Below are 16,782 nucleotides of genomic sequence, written 5' to 3' on the forward strand. Positions count from 1 at the left end.
GGTGCAGGCGGCCGAGCTCGATGACCTCGACGCCCGCCTCGACCGCGCCGCCGACGCGCTCGGCCCCGAGGCCGGCGAGCTGCCGCCCGCGGTCAGCTTCGAGCCCGGCAGCGCAGTGCCTGCCGAGCCGCTGCTGCGCGGCGTGCGCATCGCGGTGGCGCGCGACACCGCGTTCTCGTTCCTCTACACCGCCAACCTCGCGCTGCTGCAGGCGATGGGCGCGAGCCTCGCGTTCTTCTCGCCGCTGCACGACACCGCGCCGCCGCCCTGCGATGCGGTCTGGCTGCCGGGCGGCTACCCGGAGCTGCACCTCGATGCGCTGGCCGCCAACCGCTTCATGCACGAGGCGCTGCGCGAGCTGCACGCCGCCGGCACCCCGATGCTGGCCGAGTGCGGCGGGCTGTTGCTGCTGCTGCAGGCGCTGACCGACTTGCAGGGCCGCCGCGCCGCGATGGCCGGGCTGCTGCCGGGCCACGCCGCGATGCAGACGCGCCTGGCCAGCATCGGGCTGCACGAGGCCGGGCTGCCCGAGGGCACGTTGCGCGGCCACAGCTTCCACTACTCGCGACTGGAATCGCCGATGGCCCCGCTGTGCACCACGCAGCCGATGCGCGCCGGCCGGCGCGGCGAAGCGGTGTACCGCAGCGGCCGGCTGACGGCCTCGTACTTCCACGCCTACTTCCCGTCCAACCCGCAGGCCGTCGCACGCCTGTTCACGCGATGAGCACGCCCCCAGGCCGCGTCTGGTTCGTCGGCGCCGGCCCCGGCGACCCCGAGCTGATCACCGTCAAGGGCCGCGCGTTGATCGAGCGTGCCGGCGCGATCCTGTTCGCCGGCTCGCTGGTCAACGAGGCCGCCACGCGCTGGGCGCCGCCCGGCTGCGCGATCGCCGACAGCAAGGACATGACGCTCGGGCAGATGGTCGCGTGGCTGACCGGGCAGGCCGCGCGCTGCGACACCGTCGTGCGGCTGCAGACCGGCGACCCGGCGCTGTACGGCACGCTGATCGAGCTGGTGCAGCCGCTCGACGCGGCCGGCATCCCGATCGCGGTGGTGCCGGGCGTGTCGTCGGCGATGGCCTCGGCGGCCGCAGCGGTCGAGAGCTTCACGCTGCCCGAGGTCACGCAGACGGTGATCTTCACGCGCGTCGAAGGCCGCACGCCGATGCCGCCGGGCGAATCGCTGGCCGAGCTGGCGGCGCACCGCTGCACGCTGTGCATCTTCCTGTCGATCACGCTGCTGCACCGCATCGAAGCCGGCCTGCGCGAGGCCGGCTGGGCCGAAGACGCGCCGATGCTGGTCGTGCACAAGGCGAGCTGGCCCGGCGAGGAACGCATCGTGCGCGGCACGCTGGCCACCATCAAGCAGCAGTGCCGCGAGGCCGGCATCGTCAGCCAGGCGATGGTCATCGCGAGCCCCGCGCTCGGCGCGCGCGGCTGGGCCGAGCTCACCAAGTCGAAGCTGTACGACGCCGCATTCACCCACCGCTTCCGGAAAGCGACCGCCCCATGAAAGACACCATCCTGCTGGTCGGCCACGGCTCGCGCGAGAAGAGCGGCAACGACGAGATCGAGCAGTTCGCCGCGCTCTGGCGCGCGCGCCACCCGCACTGGCGCACCGAGCTGTGCTTCATCGAGTTCGCCGAGGTCGAGGTCGAGGACGGGCTGGACCTCGCGGCGGCCGGCTCGGAGCGCGTGATCGTCGTGCCGCTGATCCTGAACGCGGCCGGCCACGTCAACGTCGAGATCCCGTCGCACATCGCGCGCGCCCGGCTGCGCCACCCCGGCGTGCGCTTCGACTACGCGCCGCACCTGGGTGTCAGCGAGCCGGTGCTCGCGATCCTGCGCCGCCAGCTGAAGCAGTGCATGCAGCAGCTGGACGTGCCCGACCCGACCGGCACCGGCGTCGTGCTGCTGGGCCGCGGCGCGTCGAACAAGGAGGCGAACGGCGAGATGGCGCGCATGACGCGCTGGCTGTTCGAGGAAGGCGACCACGAGCTGGTCGACCTGGCCTTCACCGGCATCGCCTGGCCGCGGCTGGAGCGCGTCGTGCAGCGCCAGGTGCAGCTCGGCATGCGCCAGGTCATCGTGCTGCCGTACTACCTGTTCACCGGCACGCTGATCCAGCGCATCGGGCGGCAGGTGGAGCACCTGCGCATGCAGTACCCGCAGGTGCGCTTCGCGCTCGGCACCCACTTCGGCTTCGAGCCGGAGATCGCCGGGCTGCTGGCGCAGCGCGTCGAGGCACTGCTGCAGGGCACGCTGCATGCGGTGCCGGTCAGCGCGGAGGCGGCGCTGTGGGAGGCGCACCAGCACGACCACGAGCCGCATGGGCACGAGCATGCCCACGACCATCACCATCCCCACGATCACGACCACGCGCATGAGCATGACCACGCCCAACACGGTCACTGAGCAGCTCACGCGCGCCGGCCAGGCGATCGAGCACGACAGCTTCGCGGTGATCGACCGCGAGGTCGGCCCGCACGACTACGCGCCGCACCAGTGGCCGATCGTGCGCCGCATGATCCATGCGAACGCCGATTTCGACTTCAACGGCCTCACCGCCTTCCACCCGCGCGCGGTGACGGCCGGCCTTCACGCGATCCTGTCCGGCCGCTCGCGCGTGGTGGCCGACGTCGAGATGATCTGCGTCGGCCTGTCGGCGCCGCGGCTCGCGCACTTCGGCATGCGCACGCACCAGTTCATCGCCGATGCCGACGTGATCGCGCAGGCCAGGGCCGACGACACGACGCGCGCGGTGCAGGCGATGCGCAAGGCGCACCGGCTCGGGCTGCTCGATGACGCGGTCGTCGGCATCGGCAATGCGCCGACCGCGCTGATCGAGCTGGTGCGGCTGATCCGCGACGAAGGCGCGAAGCCGGCACTGGTCGTCGGCATGCCGGTCGGCTTCGTGTCGGCGGCCGAGTCGAAGGAGCTGATGTCGCAGGTCGACGAGGTGCCGTGGATCGTGATCCGCGGCCGCAAGGGCGGCTCGACGCTGGTGGTGGCCGCGATCCACGCGCTGCTGAGCCTGGCGGAGGCCGCACAGACATGATGGAGAAGACCGTCAAGCGCGGCACCCGCACCGGTTTCACGACCGGTGCGTGCTCGGCTGCGGCCGCGCGCGCGGCGGTCCTCGGCCTGGTCGACGGCGCGGTGCCGCCGTCGGTCGAGGCGCTGCTGCCGAACGGCCAGCGCGTGCGCTTCGACGTGAACGACGGCCAGTGCGACGGCAGCGCCGCGCATGCGATGGTGATCAAGGACGCCGGCGACGACCCCGACTGCACCGACAAGGCCCACCTGACCGCCGACGTGCTGCGCCTGCCCGGCGCGGCCGGCGAGGTGGTGCTGCTCGGCGGCTTCGGTGTCGGCACCGTGACGATGGCCGGCCTCGGCCTCGCGGTCGGCGGGCCGGCGATCAACCCGGTGCCGCGCCGCAACATCGAGGAGAACGTGCGCGAGGCCGGCAGCGCGCTGCTCGCGAGCGACGGCCTGCAGGTCACGATCTCGGTGCCGCAGGGCCTGGAGATGGCGAAGAAGACGCTGAACGCGCGGCTCGGCATCCTCGGCGGCATCTCGATCCTCGGCACCACCGGCATCGTCAAGCCCTACAGCACGGCCGCCTATCGCGCGAGCGTGGTGCAGGGCGTCGAGGTCGCGGCCACCACGGGGTCGGACACCGTCGTGCTGACCACCGGCGGGCGCACCGAGAAATTCGCGATCGCCGAACTGCCCGGCCTGCCGGAGGCCTGCTTCGTGCAGATGGGCGACTTCCTGCGCTATGCGCTCGACGCCGCGATGAAGGCGAAGCTGCGCCGCGTCGTGATCGGCGGCATGGTCGGCAAGCTGACGAAGATCGCGCAGGGCGAGACCATCACGCACGCGAACCGCGCCGAGGTCGACACCGACCTGCTGGCCGCGATCGCCGCCAGCATCGGCGCACCGCCCGACGAATGCGCCGCGATCGCCGCGGCCGAGACCGCGCGCTTCGCCGCCGAGCGCATGGCGGCGCTGGGCCTGATCGATGCCTTCCACACCGCACTGGCGCGCAAGGTCGTCAGCACGGTGATGGGGCGCTACCCGAACCGCTTCCGGCTCGACGTGCTGGTCTGCGATTTCGACGGCAAGAAACTCGCTGAGGCGACTTCCCATGAATGATTCGACACACGCCTCCCACTTGCGCCCGCCGCGCTGCCGCATCGTCGGCGTGCTCGACGACGGCGCCGCGAGCCTGGGCGCTCCGGCCCTGCAGGCACTGGCCGATGCCGACCTGGTGATCGGCGCGAAGCGCACGCTGGCGCTGCTGGAATCGCGCATCCAGCCCGAGGCCGAGCGCCGCGCGATCGGCGGCCTGGCGGCCGTGGCCGAGGACATCCGCCAGGCCCAGGCCGCCGGCAAGCGCTGCGTGGTGCTGGCCACCGGCGATCCGCTGTGCCACGGCATCGCCGGCTACCTCGGCATGCAGCTGTGCCTGGACGCGATCGAGGTGCTGCCCAACCTGTCGACCATCCAGCTCGCCTGCGCCCGCGTCGGGCTGGTGTGGCAGGACCTGAAGATCGAGAGCGTCCATGCGAAGGACGCCGGCGAATGGCCCGGCCCGGGCGCCGAGCCATCGCACGGCTTGTACGCGCTCGCGCAATCGCTGCGCCGCCATGCGCGGCTGGCGGTGCTGACCAGCCCCGACAACACGCCCGACCGCATCGCGCGGATGATGCAGGCCGAAGGCCTGACGGACGATTTCCAGATCGCGGTTGCCGAGCGGCTGCTGCAGGCCGGCGAGCGCATCGTCACCGGCCTGTCGATCGCCGAAGCGGCGCAGGCGCGCTTTGCGGATCCGAACGTCGTGCTGCTGTGGCGCCAGTCGGCGCGGGCCACGCCGGTGCGCTTCGGGCTGCCCGACGCGAGCTACGAGCAGCGCCATCCGGACAAGGGCCTGATCACGAAGCTGGAGGTGCGCGCGGTCTCGCTCGCGCGCCTGCAGCTGCGCGAGGACAGCATCGTCTGGGACATCGGCGCCGGCTCGGGCGCGGTCGGCCTGGAGGCGGCGCGGCTGTGCCCGGCGGGCCACGTCTACGCGATCGAGAAGAACGAGGACGACGTGGCGATCGCCGGCCGCAACCGCGCCGCGATGGGCGTCGGCAACCACACGCTGGTGCACGCCAAGGCGCCGCAGGCGATGGACGGCTGGGCCGACCCGGACGCGGTGTTCATCGGCGGCTCGGGCGGCGAACTGGCCGAGCTGATCGCGTTGTGCCTGCGGCGGCTGCGCGCGGGCGGGCAGCTGGTGATGAACTTCGTGACGATCGAGAACCTGGGCACGGCCACCGCGACGCTGGCCGAGCTCGGCGCCGACTGGGATGTCGTGATGCTGCAGGCGTCGCGCAGCAAGCCGATCCTGCACATGCACCGGCTCGCGGCGGAGAACCCGGTGTGGGTGGTGTGCGCACGAAAGGCTTCCACATGACGCTGGGTCGATTGATCGGCGTGAGCCTCGGCCCGGGCGATCCGGGCCTGATCACGCGCGCCGCGTGGGCGCAGCTGGCGCGCCGCGACACCGTGTGGACCTACCCGACGCGCAGCACCAAGACGCCGAGCTATGCGTTCGACATCGTCACGCGCGCCGAGCTGCCGCCGCCGGCCGAGCACCTGCCGCTGCTGTTCCCGATGACGCACGACGAGGAGAAGCTGCTGCGCAGCTGGCACCGCGCCGCCGACACCGTGCTGCCGCTGCTGCGGGCCGGGCGCGACGTGCTGTTCCTCGTCGAGGGCGATGCCAGCACCTACGCGACCTTCGGGCACCTGGCGCGCACCGTGCGGTCGAGGGACGAGCGCATCGCGGTCGACACCATCGCCGGCGTCAATGCATTCAATGCGGCCGCGGCCACGCTGGGCCGCCCGCTCGGCGAGCAGGACGACACCATCGCCGTCGTGCCTGCGGCCTACGGCGTCAGCGCGCTCGACCGCCTGCTCGGCGATTTCGACACGCTGGTGCTGATGAAGGTGAAGCCGCTGATCGAGGACCTGCTCGACTGGCTGCAGCAGCGCGAGTTGCTGGCCGACGCGGCCTTCATCGAACGCTGCGGCGCACCCGACGAACGCGTGCTGCGCGGCGCCGGGATGCTGTCGCTGCGCGGCCAGAAGGTCAGCTACCTGTCGCTGATGCTGGTGCACAACCACCTGCGCGTGCGCGGTGAACGCATCCGCGGATGCCTCAAGAAATCCAGCCCGGAGACCCTCGATGACTGACCCCCGCATCGCGATCGTCGCGATCACCAAGCACGGCGCCGCACAGGCTGCGCAACTGGCCGCGCAGCAGCCGCGGGCCCACATCGTCTGCGCCGACAAGTTCCGCACGGCCTTCGACGGCCTCGCGAACCCGCTGCGCGCCTACACCGCCGCGCTGCGCGACGAGATCGGCCCGCTGTTCGCCGCCTACGACCAGCTGATCTTCTTCGTCTCGCTCGGTGCCGTCGTGCGGCTGATCGCGCCGCACCTGAAGTCGAAGGACGAGGACCCCGGCATCACCGTCGTCGACGATGCCGGCCAGTTCGTGATCCCGGTGCTGTCGGGCCACGTCGGTGGCGCCAACGCCTGCGCCGAACAGGTGGCAGCGCTGCTCGGCGCGACCCCGGTGCTGACGACCGCCTCCGACGTCGGCAAGACCATCCCGGTCGACATCCTCGGCCGCGAGCTCGGCTGGTCGGTCGAGGCGCCGAAGCTGAACATCACCCGCGTCTCGGCCCACGTCGTCAACGGCGAGCCGATCGCCTTCGTGCAGGAAGCCGGCAGCCCCAACTGGTGGACGCGGCCGACACCGCTGCCGGCCAGCATCCACCGCTTCGAACGCTTCGAGGACGTCGACCTGGCGCGCTTCAAGGCGGTGCTATGGGTCACGCACCGCGCGATCGACGCTGCGTTGTGGCAGCAGTTGAACGAACGGCTGGTCGTCTACCGCCCGCCGGCCGCAGAGGCTGCCGCATGAGGGTCGCGCTCGGGCTCGGCTGCGACCGCGGCACGCCGGTCGAGACGCTGTCGCGCGCGGTCGGCGAGGCGCTGGACCTGGCCGGCGTCGCGCTCAGCGACGTGGCCGCGGTGGCGAGCATCACGCTGAAGTCGAACGAGCTCGGCCTGCTCGACCTGGCCGCGCAGCGCGGCTGGTCGCTGCACTTCTACGACGCCGCCGAACTGGCCGAGGTGAAGGTGCCCAACCCGTCGGAGACGGTGCGGCGCTACACCGGCACGCCATCCGTCAGCGAGGCGGCCGCGTTGCTCGCGGCGGGCGCCGCGCCGGCCAGCTCGTTGCTGGTCGAGAAACACATCCTGCGTGGCGACGACGGCCGCCACGCGACCGTCTCCGTCGCGCGCTGCAGATAACTCTCCATCCCCTTTGAAAGGAACGACATGAACCCGCAACAAGCCCTTCAACCCACCGTCTCCTTCCCCGCCACCGCCTCGCGCGGCCTGCTGCGCCAGCTCGCCGCCGGCGCGCTGCTCGGCGTCGTGATGCTGTACGGCGTCGCGTTCGCCGAGAGCCCGCTCGCGCACAACGCGGCACACGACGTGCGCCATGCCACCGGCCGTCCGTGCCACTGAGCGGGAGCCGATGATGCTGTTCCGACGCCTGGTGTGGTGTGCACTGCTGGTCGCCTTGGCGGTGGGCAGCCTGCAGTGGGTCGTGCAACGCTGGCAGGCGGTGCCGATCATCCTCGCGGCCGAGGAGTTCGAGGTGCAGAAGTCTGCCGCGCCGGCTGCCCACGAGCACACGGCAGAAGAGGCCGCCCACGCGCACCACCATGACGTGGACTGGACACCCGCCGACGGCCTCGAGCGCAGCTTCTGGACCTGGGTCGCCAACCTGCTGAATGCGTTCGCGCTCGCGCTGCTGGTGTTCGCGGCGATGGGGGCGTGGGCCTGGAAGCGCGGGCTGTCGGCTGGGGCCTGGCGACTCGCCGCGGCCGTGGCCGCGACCGGCTGGCTGAGCCTGCACCTGTGGCCCTCGCTCGGCCTGCCGGCCGAGGTGCCGGGCATGGAGGCTGCCGACCTGCGCCTGCGGCAGCTGTGGTGGCTGCTGGCCGCCGGCAGCGCGCTGTCGGCCTGCGCGCTGGTCGCGTTCGGCCGCAAGCCCTGGCGCTGGGCCGCTGCCGCGGCCTGGCTCGCGCTGCCGTTCGTGATCGGCGCGCCGCAGCTGATCGGCGACCCGCTCGGCGCGTTCAGCGGCGAGGCCCACCAGCGCCTGCAGGTGCTGGGCCGCGATTTCGTGCTTGCGACGCATGTGTCGGCCTCGCTGTTCTGGCTCTCGATGGGCGTGGTCGCCGCGCCGGTGTTCAAGCGCTGGCTTGCGCCCGTGCTCGATCGCACCTCCAGCAACGCGACGCTGCCGACCGGGAGCCTGGCATGAGCGGCAAGATCACCTTGGTCGGCATCGGCCCCGGCGCCGTCGAGCACATGACGCAGCGCGCCCGCGAGGCGATCGCCGAGGCCGATGTCGTCGTCGGCTACGTCACCTACATCAAGCTGGTCGCCGACCTGCTCGAGGGCAAGGAGGTCGTGCGCAAGGGCATGACCGAGGAGCTCGACCGGGCCGTCAGCGCGCTCGAAGCAGCCCGCGCCGGCAAGAAGGTCGCGCTGATCTCGTCGGGCGATGCCGGCGTCTACGGCATGGCCGGGCCGACCTACGAGGTGCTGTTCCAGGCCGGCTGGACGCCGGCCGACGAGGTGCAGGTCGAGGTGGTGCCCGGCGCCTCGGCGATCAACGCCTGCGCGGCCCGCGTCGGCGCGCCGCTGACGCACGACTTCTGCTCGATCTCGCTGAGCGACCTGCTGACGCCGTGGCCGGTGATCGCGCGCCGGCTCGATGCCGCCGCGCAGGCCGACTTCGTCGTCGCGCTCTACAACCCGAAGAGCGGCCGCCGCACGCGGCAGATCGTCGAGGCGCAGCGGCTGTTCCTGCGCCACCGCCGGCCCGACACGCCGGTGGCCGTCGTCAAGAGCGCGTACCGGCGCCGCGAGCGCATCGAGTTCACGACGCTCGACACGATGGCCGACAGCGAGATCGGCATGCTCAGCACGGTGCTGATCGGCAACAGTCACACCTTCGTGCGCGACGGGCTGATGGTCACGCCGCGCGGCTACGCGAACAAGTACGACATCGAGCAAGGCGGCGAGACGCGCGACGGCGAACGCGCCGGCCGCTCGCTGAGCACCGGCTTGCTCGGCTGGCTCGAAACACTGCACGCGCAGCTCGCCGAGGGCCACACCCTCGCCGACCTGGCGCGGCTGCACGGGCTGCCGGCCGACTACCTCGCGGCGACGCTGGCCGAGCCGGTCGAGATCGCCGCCGGCAGCACGAGCAACGACGAGGGGGAGGGCTGAGACCCGCGCGGAGGCGAGCCGATGGCCCCCGCGCGGCAGCCACGACCAGGCGAACACCACGCGTGGCATCTGCGGGAATGCGGATGCAGCGCAGCGACGAGCTTTCAACGATGCCACAGCGCAAGCTGCCCCCCGCCCTGGCCGCCACGGCCCTGGCGATGAACTTGTTCACCCCTGCCCCGGCCGCGGCCGAGGACAGCCCTGCCGCCCTGGCCCCCGTGATCATCATCGGCCGCGGCCAGGACCTGATCGGCGTTGCCGATTCGGCCACCGAAGGCAAGGTCAGCGCCCAGCAGCTGACGAACCGGCCGCTGCTGCGCCCGGCCGAGGTGCTGGAGACGGTGCCCGGCATGACCGTCACGCAGCACAGCGGCGACGGCAAGGCCAACCAGTACTTCCTGCGCGGCTTCAACCTCGACCACGGCAGCGACTTCGCGAGCTTCGTCAATGGCATGCCGGTCAACATGGCGAGCCATGCGCACGGCCAGGGCTACATGGACCTCAACTTCCTGATCCCCGAGCTGATCGGCGCGATGCGCTACCGCAAGGGCGTCTACGCGGCCGAGGACGGCGATTTCGCGACCACCGGCTCGGCGCGCATCGACTACCAGCGCGCGCTGCCGGCGCCGATGGTCGACCTGAGCGTCGGCGCGCACGACTTCCGCCGCGTGCTCGCCGGGGGCAGCCGGCCACTCGGCCAGGACAAGGACAGCGGCCCGACCTTGCTGGCCGCCTTCGAGGCCGCGACCAACGACGGCCCGTGGCAGCAGCCGGAGCGGCTGCGCAAGGTCAACGGCGTGCTGCGCCTGTCCGAGGGCACGGCGCGCGACGGCCATGCACTGACCGCGATGGCGTACCACGCCGAATGGAACGCCACCGAGCACGTGCCCGAGCGCGCGATCAGCTCCGGCGAGATCGACCGCTTCGGCGAGCTGATGCCGGGCGACGGCGGGCGCACGCACCGCCACAGCCTGTCGGGCGACTGGGCCGGCAGCGACGGCAGCACTCGCACGCAGGTCAGCGCCTACGTGATCGACTACGGGCTGAACCTGTTCTCGAACCCGTCCGGCACCATCAACGGCCCGCAGGGCGACCAGCATGAGCAGGCCGACGAGCGCACCGTGTGGGGCGGCCAGGTGGCGCGCCACTGGGCGATCGCTCCGGCCGGCCGCGAGACCGAGCTGACGCTGGGCGCGCAGCTGCGCCACGACCGCATCGCCACGCTGGGCCTGTACGACACGGTGAACCGCGAACGGACCGGCACCGTGCGCGAGGACCGCGTGCGCGAGACGCTGCTGGGCCTCTACACCGAGGCGCGCACGCAATGGCAGCCGTGGCTGCGCAGCGACCTGGGCCTGCGCGTCGACACCGTGCGCGCGAACGTGACGCCGACCGGTGGCGCCGACAACTTCCAGAACGGCGGCAGCGCCCGCGCCCATCAATACAGCCCGAAGCTGGGGCTGGCCTTCGGCCCGTTCGGCGAGGCCCTGCGCACCGAGCTGTATGCGAACTGGGGCCGCGGCTTCCACAGCAACGACGTGCGCGGCGTGACCGCGGCCGTCGACCCGGTGCCGGCGCTGGTGCGTGCCACCGGCAGTGAAGTCGGACTGCGCGCGGTGCCGCTGTCGGGCTGGAACACCAGCCTGTCGCTGTGGCAGGTGAAGCTGGCCTCCGAGCTGGTGTTCGTCGGCGACGCGGGCGTGACCGAGCCGAAGGGGGCCTCGAAGCGCGTCGGCGTCGAGTGGTCGAACGACTGGCAGGTCAACCGCTGGCTGCTGGATGCCGACGTGGCCTGGTCGCGTGCGCGCTTCGAGCAGGAGGCGGAGCCGGGCAGCGGTACCCACGTGCCGAACGCGATCCCGCGCTCGGCCTCGTTCGCGCTGGCCGCCGACGACCACGGCGCGTGGTTCGGTGGATTGCGCTGGCGCTACATCGGCAGCTATGCGCTGGAGGAGACCGGCACGCAGCGTTCGTCGTCGCTGTGGACCGCGAACCTGAAGGCCGGCTGGCGCGCCGGCCCGTCGCTGCAGTTCACGCTCGACGTGCTGAACCTGTTCGATCGCGAAGCGAACGACATCGAGTACTGGGGTGCTGCCTGCTCGAAGGCCGACGGCCCGGCCTGCAACGGCGGCGCCGGCATCGACGGCCGGCTCGTGCACCCGATGGAGCCGCGCACGCTGCGCGTCTCGATGCGAGCCACCTTCTGACGACCCACCGAGGAGCGCAAGCCCATGACTGACGAAGTGATCAAGCCCAAGATCGGCGACTACCGCCGCCACCTGCTGATCTGCACCGGCCCGCGCTGCACCCAGCAGGGCGAATCGCAGGCCCTGTTCGACAGCCTGGGCGACAAGTTCAAGGCCGCAGGGCTGCACGAGGGCGAACTGCGCGTGAAGCGCAGCCGCGTCAGCTGCTTCGCCGCCTGCAAGGGCGGCCCGGTGATGTGCGTGCAGCCCGACGGCACCTGGTACTACAACGTGACGCCGGCCAACATGGACCGCATCATCGAGCAGCACCTGGTCGGCGGGCAGCCCGTCGAGGACCTGGTGTTCCACCAGGGCCCGACCGGCTGAGTCAGAAGCCTTCCTCGACCAGTTCGGCCGCGCGAATCAGCGCGCGCGCCTTGGCCTCGGTTTCCTTCCATTCGAGCTCGGGCACCGAATCGGCGACCACGCCGGCCGCGGCCTGCACGTACAGCGTGTTGTCCTTCACGATGCCGGTGCGGATCGCGATCGCCACGTCCATGTCGCCGGCAAAGCTCAGGTAGCCGCAGGCGCCGCCGTAGATGCCGCGCTTGACCGGCTCGAGCTCGTCGATGATCTCCATCGCGCGCACCTTGGGCGCGCCGGTCAGCGTGCCGGCCGGGAAGGTCGCGCGCAGCACGTCGAGGCTGGTCATGCCGTCCTTCAGCAGGCCCTCGACGTTGCTGACGATGTGCATCACGTGCGAATAGCGCTCGACCGTGAAGGCCTCGGTCACCTTCACGGTGCCGGTCTTCGCGATGCGGCCGATGTCGTTGCGCGCCAGGTCGATCAGCATCACGTGCTCGGCGCGCTCCTTCGGGTCGGCGCTCAGCTCGGCCTCGAGCGCCTTGTCCTGCGCCGGCGTCGCGCCGCGCGGGCGGGTGCCGGCGAGCGGGCGGATCGTGACCTTCTCGCCCTCGGGCGTGGTCTCCTGGCGCACCAGGATCTCGGGCGAGGCGCCGACGATCTGGAAATCGCCCATGTCGTAGAAGTACATGTACGGCGACGGGTTCAGCGAGCGCAGCGCGCGGTACAGGCTGAGCGGCGATTCGGTGTAGCGCTTCTTCAGCCGCTGGCCGACCTGCACCTGCATCATGTCGCCGGCCGCGATGTATTCCTTGGCCTTCAGCACCGCGGCGAGGTAGTCCTCCTTCGCGAACTCGCGCTCCACCGCGTGCGAGGTGCCGCGCCGCACCGGCGGCGCGGTGACGCTGTACTTCAGCTTGTCGCCGAGTTCGGCCAGCCGCCGCTTCGCCTTGAAGAAGGCCTCCGGCTGGCCCGGGTCGGCATAGACGATCAGGTAGAGCCGGCCCGACAGGTTGTCGATGACGGCCAGCTCCTCGCATTGCAGCAGCAGGATGTCGGGCGTGTCGAGGCCGCCGGGCAGCTCGGTCTTCGCGAGCTTGTGCTCGATGAAGCGCACCGCGTCGTAGCCGAAGTAGCCGGCCAGGCCGCCGCAGAAGCGCGGCAGCCCGGGCCGCAGCGCGACCTTGAAGCGCTTCTGGTAGCTGGCGATGAAATCGAGCGGATTGCCTTCGTGCGTCTCGACGACCTGGCCGTCGGTGACGACCTCGGTGCGAAAGCCGGTGGCGCGCAGCTGCGTGCGCGCCGGCAGGCCGATGAACGAATAGCGGCCGAAGCGTTCGCCGCCGACCACCGATTCGAGCAGGAAGCTGTGCTTGCCGCTGCCGGTGCCGTAGGCGAGCTTCAGGTAGAGCGACAGCGGGGTCTCGAGATCGGCGAATGCTTCGGCGATCAGCGGGATGCGGTTGAAGCCCTGCGAGGCGAGGCTCTTGAATTCAAGTTCGGTGATCACGTTCGAGGGCCCTCCACGGCCCGGCGCGGCGCCCGGGGGCCGGCCTGGTGACTGCATTCTTCGGGTGGCACGCGGCGCGCGATGTGCGGCGGGCGCGGCGGCCTATGGAGCCGGAGGGCGGGGACTGCAAGAGCCCCGGGCCCGCGGCAAGCAAACGCGGATCAGGCCCGCCAGGGCCAGGCTCCCCGGTCGTTCGACCCCTTGGTTTGCTTGCGTGCGATGAACATCGAAAAAGTGTAGCAGGCTTGGCATTCCATCCCGGAGGGCGATGGTTCGTCCGTGAAATCATGAATGGACCCACCCTTGTCACTGTCAGACACTCCTGCGTTGCCCTGAGCGCCCCATACTGGGGTGTCGGGCTCACGATGACAACGAGATGGAGACTGCCGTGATTCGTCGAACCTTCCTGCTGGCCGTGACGGCCGCTGCCCTGTCGGCACCTCTGCTGGCGCAGGCCCAGGCCCAACCCCAGGCCATCGAACTGGCAGGCGTGCGCTACGAACCCACCGCGCAGGTGGGCAACACCAGGCTGGTGCTCAACGGCGCCGGCATCCGCTACAAGGCGATCTTCAAGGTCTACACCGCCGGCCTGTACCTGACGGCCAAGGCCACCACGCCCGAGGCGGTGCTCGCGACGCCGGGCCCGCGCCGCATGCACATCACGATGCTGCGCGACATCGACGCGAACGAGCTCGGCAAGCTGTTCACGCGCGGCATGGAGCAGAACACCACGCGCGACGACTTCATGAAGTCGATCGCCGGCACGCTGAAGCTGAGCGAAGTGTTCTCGGCGAAGAAGAAGCTGGTCGCCGGCGACTCGTTCTTCGTCGACTGGACCCCGGGCCAGGGCACGGTGATCGTCGTCAACGGCAAGCCGGCCAACGAGCCGATCAAGGAACCCGAGTTCTATTCGTCGCTGCTGAAGATCTGGCTCGGCCACTCGCCGGCCGACTCGGCGCTGAAGGACGCTCTGCTGGGCAAGCAGGCGACCGGCAACGGCGCCGGTGCAGGCAACAACTAGCCGATCACCAGCTGGTCAATCCGGTCGATGAACCCGTCGGCATCGACCTCGCGCACCGGCTGGCCGTGGTTGTAGCCATAGCTCACGAGGATCACCGGACAGCCGGCGGCGCGCGCCGCCTGCGCGTCGTTGGCCGAATCGCCGAGCATCAGCACGCGTGACGGCGCCACGCCGAGCGCCTTGCAGGTTTCCAGCAGCGGCAGCGGGTGCGGCTTCTTCTGCGCGAACGCATCGCCACCGAAGACATGCCTGAAGAAGCCTGACAGCTGCTTCTTCTCGAGCAGCGCCTGCGCGAAAGCCGTCGGCTTGTTCGTCAGGCACGCGAGCGGGATGCCGGCCTCGCGCAAACGCTGCAGGCCTTCCTGCACGCCGGGATACAGCCGGGCATGGTCGCCGTTGATGCGCGTGTAGTGCCGCTGGTAGCTGGCCCAGGCCTCGCCTTGGCGATCGTCCGCGCCACCGGTCTCGGCCAGCGTGCAACGGATCAGGTGCTCGGAGCCCTTGCCGACCGTGTGCTCGACGAAGCCGCGGCCGACCGGCGGCAGCGCCAGGTCGGCCAGCATCGCGTTCAGCGCAGCGACGAAGTCGTCGAGCGTGTCGACCATCGTGCCGTCGAGGTCGATGACGGCGGCGTGCCAGGGGGCGCGGTCGAACGCGTGGGAACTCACGAATGCAGTCACGAATGCGGCATGGGGTCGAAAGACCGGATCATGCCGCACCCGTGGCTTACTTCGCGGCGGCCGTGGCCTTCATCAGTTCGCCGTTCAGGTCACCGTCCAGCGACCAGCTGAAGATGCCGCCCAGTCCCTTGGACTTCAGGTAGTTGATCTTCGTCTGGATCACTTCCGGCGTGTCGTAGCTCCAGAAGTTCGTGCCGTCGAACTTGTAGCTCTGCTTCGTGATCGGGTGCACGTACACCGTGCCCGCGGCGCTCTTCAGGACCTTGTAGTCCTCGATGCCCGCCTCGTAGGTGCCACGCGCCGGCGCCGTGGCCTTCTGGTACAGCCCGTTGTTGACGTTCGCCACGCCCGTCCAGCCGCGGCCGTAGAACGGAATGCCGAGGTTGATCTTGTTCGCCGGCATGCCCGATTGCAGCAGGATGCCCACCGCCTCGTCGATGTTGTAGTACGACGCGACGCTGCGCACGCCCGGCTTCAGCGGGTCGTAGTAGTTCGGCCCCGACGGATCCGGATAGAGGTTCGACTGGAAGTCGGTCGGGCCCTGCGGCTCGAACCCACCGTGGAAGTCGTAGCTCATCAGGTTGACCCAGTCCATGTACTGGCCGTACTGGCCGGGCTCGGTCGCGTCGATCTTGTCCTTGCCCGAGCCGAGCGCGGCGGTCAGCAGGTAGTGCTTGCCGTTCACCGCATCGAGCTGGGCACGGAACTCCTTCATCAGCAGCGTGAAGTTGTGGCGGTCGGCCGCGCTCACGGTGTTGTACGGCTGGCCGATCACGGCCGGGAATTCCCAGTCGATGTCGATGCCGTCGAACACGCCGGCCAGCACGCCGTCGCCGCCCCTGCCGCTGTACGCCGGCAGGTTGCCCTTGATGTAGATGTTCAGGCAGGAGCTCACCAGCTGCTTGCGCAGCGCATCGGTCTGCGACGCGGCGGAGAACCACTTCGACCACGTCCAGCCGCCGAGCGAGATCAGCACCTTCAGGTTCGGGTACTTGGCCTTCAGCCCCTTCAGTTCGTTGAAGGAACCGGCCAGCTTCGAATCCCAGGTCGGCGCGGCACCGACCAGGCGCAGCGGCGTGCGGCCGTAGTCGGCCCAGGCGTCGCCGCCGGTGCCGGCGCTTGGATCGTTCGGGTTCGTCGCGCCCGGCTCGAGCTTGTCGATGCCCTGCGCACACTCGTAGCCGCCGTTCTTCTGGTAGATGTTCGCGAACGCGTAGTTGACGAAGGTCAGCGCGTTGGCCGAGCCCGACGAGATGATGTCGGCGACTTCATAGCCGCGGCCGTACACGCCCCACTGCGTGAAGTAGGAACCGACCTGGCGACCGCCGGGCGCCGGGGCCGGCGCGGGGGCCGGTGCAGGCGCGGGTGCGGGTGCCGGGGCCGGCGACGGCGCGGGGGCCGGTGCGGGAGCAGGAGACGGCGCAGGCGCCGGTGCGGGAGCCGGTGCCGGGGCGGTCGAGCAATTGCCGACGGCCGTCCACGGCTGGCCGCTGCCGGCSGGGCCGCTGCTGGTGGCCGGGTTGTTGTTCTGCGTCCAGTAGTTGGCCTTGTAGTTCACGCCGTTGTAGCTGACGGTCGCGCCGCCGGTGTAGGCGGTGGCAGCCACCCAGGCGAGGTAGCAGGTGCCGCCCGGGTTCGGCGGGGGCGC

17 protein-coding genes and 1 pseudogene are annotated in these 16,782 nt (G+C 70.7%); 15 read left to right on the forward strand and 3 right to left on the reverse strand.

The window, feature by feature from the left end:
• From AC1D1T_RS20435 to AC1D1T_RS20500, 14 genes and pseudogenes are all read left to right on the forward strand, one after another.
• A pseudogene (locus AC1D1T_RS20435) lies at positions 1-724 on the forward strand (cobyrinate a,c-diamide synthase); the annotation flags it as partial.
• Positions 721-1,512 carry a precorrin-4 C(11)-methyltransferase gene (cobM, locus tag AC1D1T_RS20440; RefSeq protein ID WP_047510403.1) on the forward strand — a complete coding sequence of 264 codons (792 nt, stop codon included), beginning with the start codon at positions 721-723 and terminating at the stop codon, positions 1,510-1,512. The pseudogene AC1D1T_RS20435 and the gene cobM, both read left to right, overlap by 4 nt.
• The gene (locus tag AC1D1T_RS20445) at positions 1,509-2,414 is read left to right on the forward strand and encodes a sirohydrochlorin chelatase (protein WP_477824839.1); all 906 of its coding nucleotides are present in this window, start codon (positions 1,509-1,511) and stop codon (positions 2,412-2,414) included. The genes cobM and AC1D1T_RS20445 overlap by 4 nt, the downstream gene beginning before the upstream one ends.
• Complete coding sequence (locus AC1D1T_RS20450) at positions 2,389-3,057, forward strand: precorrin-8X methylmutase (RefSeq protein WP_465114937.1); 669 nt, start codon at positions 2,389-2,391, stop codon at positions 3,055-3,057. The genes AC1D1T_RS20445 and AC1D1T_RS20450 overlap by 26 nt, the downstream gene beginning before the upstream one ends.
• Entirely contained in the window at positions 3,054-4,160 is a 1,107-nt protein-coding gene (locus tag AC1D1T_RS20455; RefSeq protein ID WP_477824840.1) for a cobalt-precorrin-5B (C(1))-methyltransferase, read from the forward strand. Before AC1D1T_RS20450 ends, AC1D1T_RS20455 begins: the two co-directional genes overlap by 4 nt.
• Positions 4,153-5,466 carry a precorrin-6y C5,15-methyltransferase (decarboxylating) subunit CbiE gene (cbiE, locus tag AC1D1T_RS20460; RefSeq protein WP_477824841.1) on the forward strand — a complete coding sequence of 438 codons (1,314 nt, stop codon included), beginning with the start codon at positions 4,153-4,155 and terminating at the stop codon, positions 5,464-5,466. Before AC1D1T_RS20455 ends, cbiE begins: the two co-directional genes overlap by 8 nt.
• Positions 5,463-6,248, forward strand: a complete 786-nt coding sequence (gene cobI, locus AC1D1T_RS20465; protein ID WP_477824842.1) for a precorrin-2 C(20)-methyltransferase — start codon at positions 5,463-5,465, stop codon at positions 6,246-6,248. Before cbiE ends, cobI begins: the two co-directional genes overlap by 4 nt.
• A complete protein-coding gene (locus AC1D1T_RS20470) occupies positions 6,241-6,984 on the forward strand; it encodes a cobalamin biosynthesis central domain-containing protein (RefSeq protein ID WP_477824843.1) in 744 nt (247 codons plus the stop codon). Before cobI ends, AC1D1T_RS20470 begins: the two co-directional genes overlap by 8 nt.
• Positions 6,981-7,376, forward strand: a complete 396-nt coding sequence (locus AC1D1T_RS20475) for a cobalamin biosynthesis protein (protein WP_047510420.1) — start codon at positions 6,981-6,983, stop codon at positions 7,374-7,376. Before AC1D1T_RS20470 ends, AC1D1T_RS20475 begins: the two co-directional genes overlap by 4 nt.
• A 27-nt stretch (positions 7,377-7,403) precedes the next feature.
• On the forward strand, positions 7,404-7,595 hold the full coding sequence (locus AC1D1T_RS20480) for a CbtB domain-containing protein (protein WP_477824844.1): 192 nt from the start codon (positions 7,404-7,406) through the stop codon (positions 7,593-7,595).
• Positions 7,596-7,608: 13 nt separating this feature from the next.
• The gene (locus tag AC1D1T_RS20485) at positions 7,609-8,400 is read left to right on the forward strand and encodes a CbtA family protein (protein WP_477992393.1); all 792 of its coding nucleotides are present in this window, start codon (positions 7,609-7,611) and stop codon (positions 8,398-8,400) included.
• Positions 8,397-9,374, forward strand: coding sequence for a precorrin-3B C(17)-methyltransferase (gene cobJ / locus AC1D1T_RS20490; protein ID WP_465114924.1), 978 nt, complete (start codon positions 8,397-8,399; stop codon positions 9,372-9,374). The genes AC1D1T_RS20485 and cobJ overlap by 4 nt, the downstream gene beginning before the upstream one ends.
• Before the next feature lie 158 nt (positions 9,375-9,532).
• Positions 9,533-11,581: a TonB-dependent receptor gene (locus tag AC1D1T_RS20495; RefSeq protein ID WP_477826000.1), complete on the forward strand. Its 2,049-nt coding sequence runs from the start codon at positions 9,533-9,535 to the stop codon at positions 11,579-11,581.
• A 24-nt stretch (positions 11,582-11,605) separates the two neighbouring features.
• The gene (locus tag AC1D1T_RS20500; RefSeq protein ID WP_477825999.1) at positions 11,606-11,947 is read left to right on the forward strand and encodes a (2Fe-2S) ferredoxin domain-containing protein; all 342 of its coding nucleotides are present in this window, start codon (positions 11,606-11,608) and stop codon (positions 11,945-11,947) included.
• Between the two features lies 1 nt (position 11,948).
• Here the strand turns inward: AC1D1T_RS20500 and trpE are convergent, their stop codons facing one another.
• Complete coding sequence (trpE, locus tag AC1D1T_RS20505) at positions 11,949-13,433, reverse strand: anthranilate synthase component I (protein WP_465114919.1); 1,485 nt, start codon at positions 13,431-13,433, stop codon at positions 11,949-11,951.
• A 391-nt stretch (positions 13,434-13,824) separates the two neighbouring features.
• Between trpE and AC1D1T_RS20510 the strand changes: the two genes are divergently transcribed.
• On the forward strand, positions 13,825-14,454 hold the full coding sequence (locus tag AC1D1T_RS20510; RefSeq protein ID WP_465114953.1) for a chalcone isomerase family protein: 630 nt from the start codon (positions 13,825-13,827) through the stop codon (positions 14,452-14,454).
• Here the strand turns inward: AC1D1T_RS20510 and gph are convergent.
• Both gph and AC1D1T_RS20520 read right to left on the reverse strand, forming a co-directional pair.
• Positions 14,451-15,059: a phosphoglycolate phosphatase gene (gene gph, locus AC1D1T_RS20515; RefSeq protein WP_477838437.1), complete on the reverse strand. Its 609-nt coding sequence runs from the start codon at positions 15,057-15,059 to the stop codon at positions 14,451-14,453. The genes AC1D1T_RS20510 and gph overlap by 4 nt on opposite strands.
• Before the next feature lie 121 nt (positions 15,060-15,180).
• A partial coding sequence (locus tag AC1D1T_RS20520) for a glycosyl hydrolase family 18 protein (RefSeq protein ID WP_477992394.1) occupies positions 15,181-16,782 on the reverse strand: 1,602 nt, incomplete at its 5' end.

The organism is Rhizobacter sp. P2_H3, from assembly GCF_056403355.1.

What these genes read in the sequence shown, in the direction of transcription:
- cobM (WP_047510403.1), top strand. Translation starts at nt 721, where the DNA reads ATGAGCACGCCCCCAGGCCGCGTCTGGTTCGTCGGCGCCGGCCCCGGC.
- AC1D1T_RS20445 (WP_477824839.1), top strand. Translation starts at nt 1,509, where the DNA reads ATGAAAGACACCATCCTGCTGGTCGGCCACGGCTCGCGCGAGAAGAGC.
- AC1D1T_RS20450 (WP_465114937.1), top strand. Translation starts at nt 2,389, where the DNA reads ATGACCACGCCCAACACGGTCACTGAGCAGCTCACGCGCGCCGGCCAG.
- AC1D1T_RS20455 (WP_477824840.1), top strand. Translation starts at nt 3,054, where the DNA reads ATGATGGAGAAGACCGTCAAGCGCGGCACCCGCACCGGTTTCACGACC.
- cbiE (WP_477824841.1), top strand. Translation starts at nt 4,153, where the DNA reads ATGAATGATTCGACACACGCCTCCCACTTGCGCCCGCCGCGCTGCCGC.
- cobI (WP_477824842.1), top strand. Translation starts at nt 5,463, where the DNA reads ATGACGCTGGGTCGATTGATCGGCGTGAGCCTCGGCCCGGGCGATCCG.
- AC1D1T_RS20470 (WP_477824843.1), top strand. Translation starts at nt 6,241, where the DNA reads ATGACTGACCCCCGCATCGCGATCGTCGCGATCACCAAGCACGGCGCC.
- AC1D1T_RS20475 (WP_047510420.1), top strand. Translation starts at nt 6,981, where the DNA reads ATGAGGGTCGCGCTCGGGCTCGGCTGCGACCGCGGCACGCCGGTCGAG.
- AC1D1T_RS20480 (WP_477824844.1), top strand. Translation starts at nt 7,404, where the DNA reads ATGAACCCGCAACAAGCCCTTCAACCCACCGTCTCCTTCCCCGCCACC.
- AC1D1T_RS20485 (WP_477992393.1), top strand. Translation starts at nt 7,609, where the DNA reads ATGCTGTTCCGACGCCTGGTGTGGTGTGCACTGCTGGTCGCCTTGGCG.
- cobJ (WP_465114924.1), top strand. Translation starts at nt 8,397, where the DNA reads ATGAGCGGCAAGATCACCTTGGTCGGCATCGGCCCCGGCGCCGTCGAG.
- AC1D1T_RS20495 (WP_477826000.1), top strand. Translation starts at nt 9,533, where the DNA reads ATGAACTTGTTCACCCCTGCCCCGGCCGCGGCCGAGGACAGCCCTGCC.
- AC1D1T_RS20500 (WP_477825999.1), top strand. Translation starts at nt 11,606, where the DNA reads ATGACTGACGAAGTGATCAAGCCCAAGATCGGCGACTACCGCCGCCAC.
- gph (WP_477838437.1), bottom strand. Translation starts at nt 15,059, where the DNA reads ATGGTCGACACGCTCGACGACTTCGTCGCTGCGCTGAACGCGATGCTG.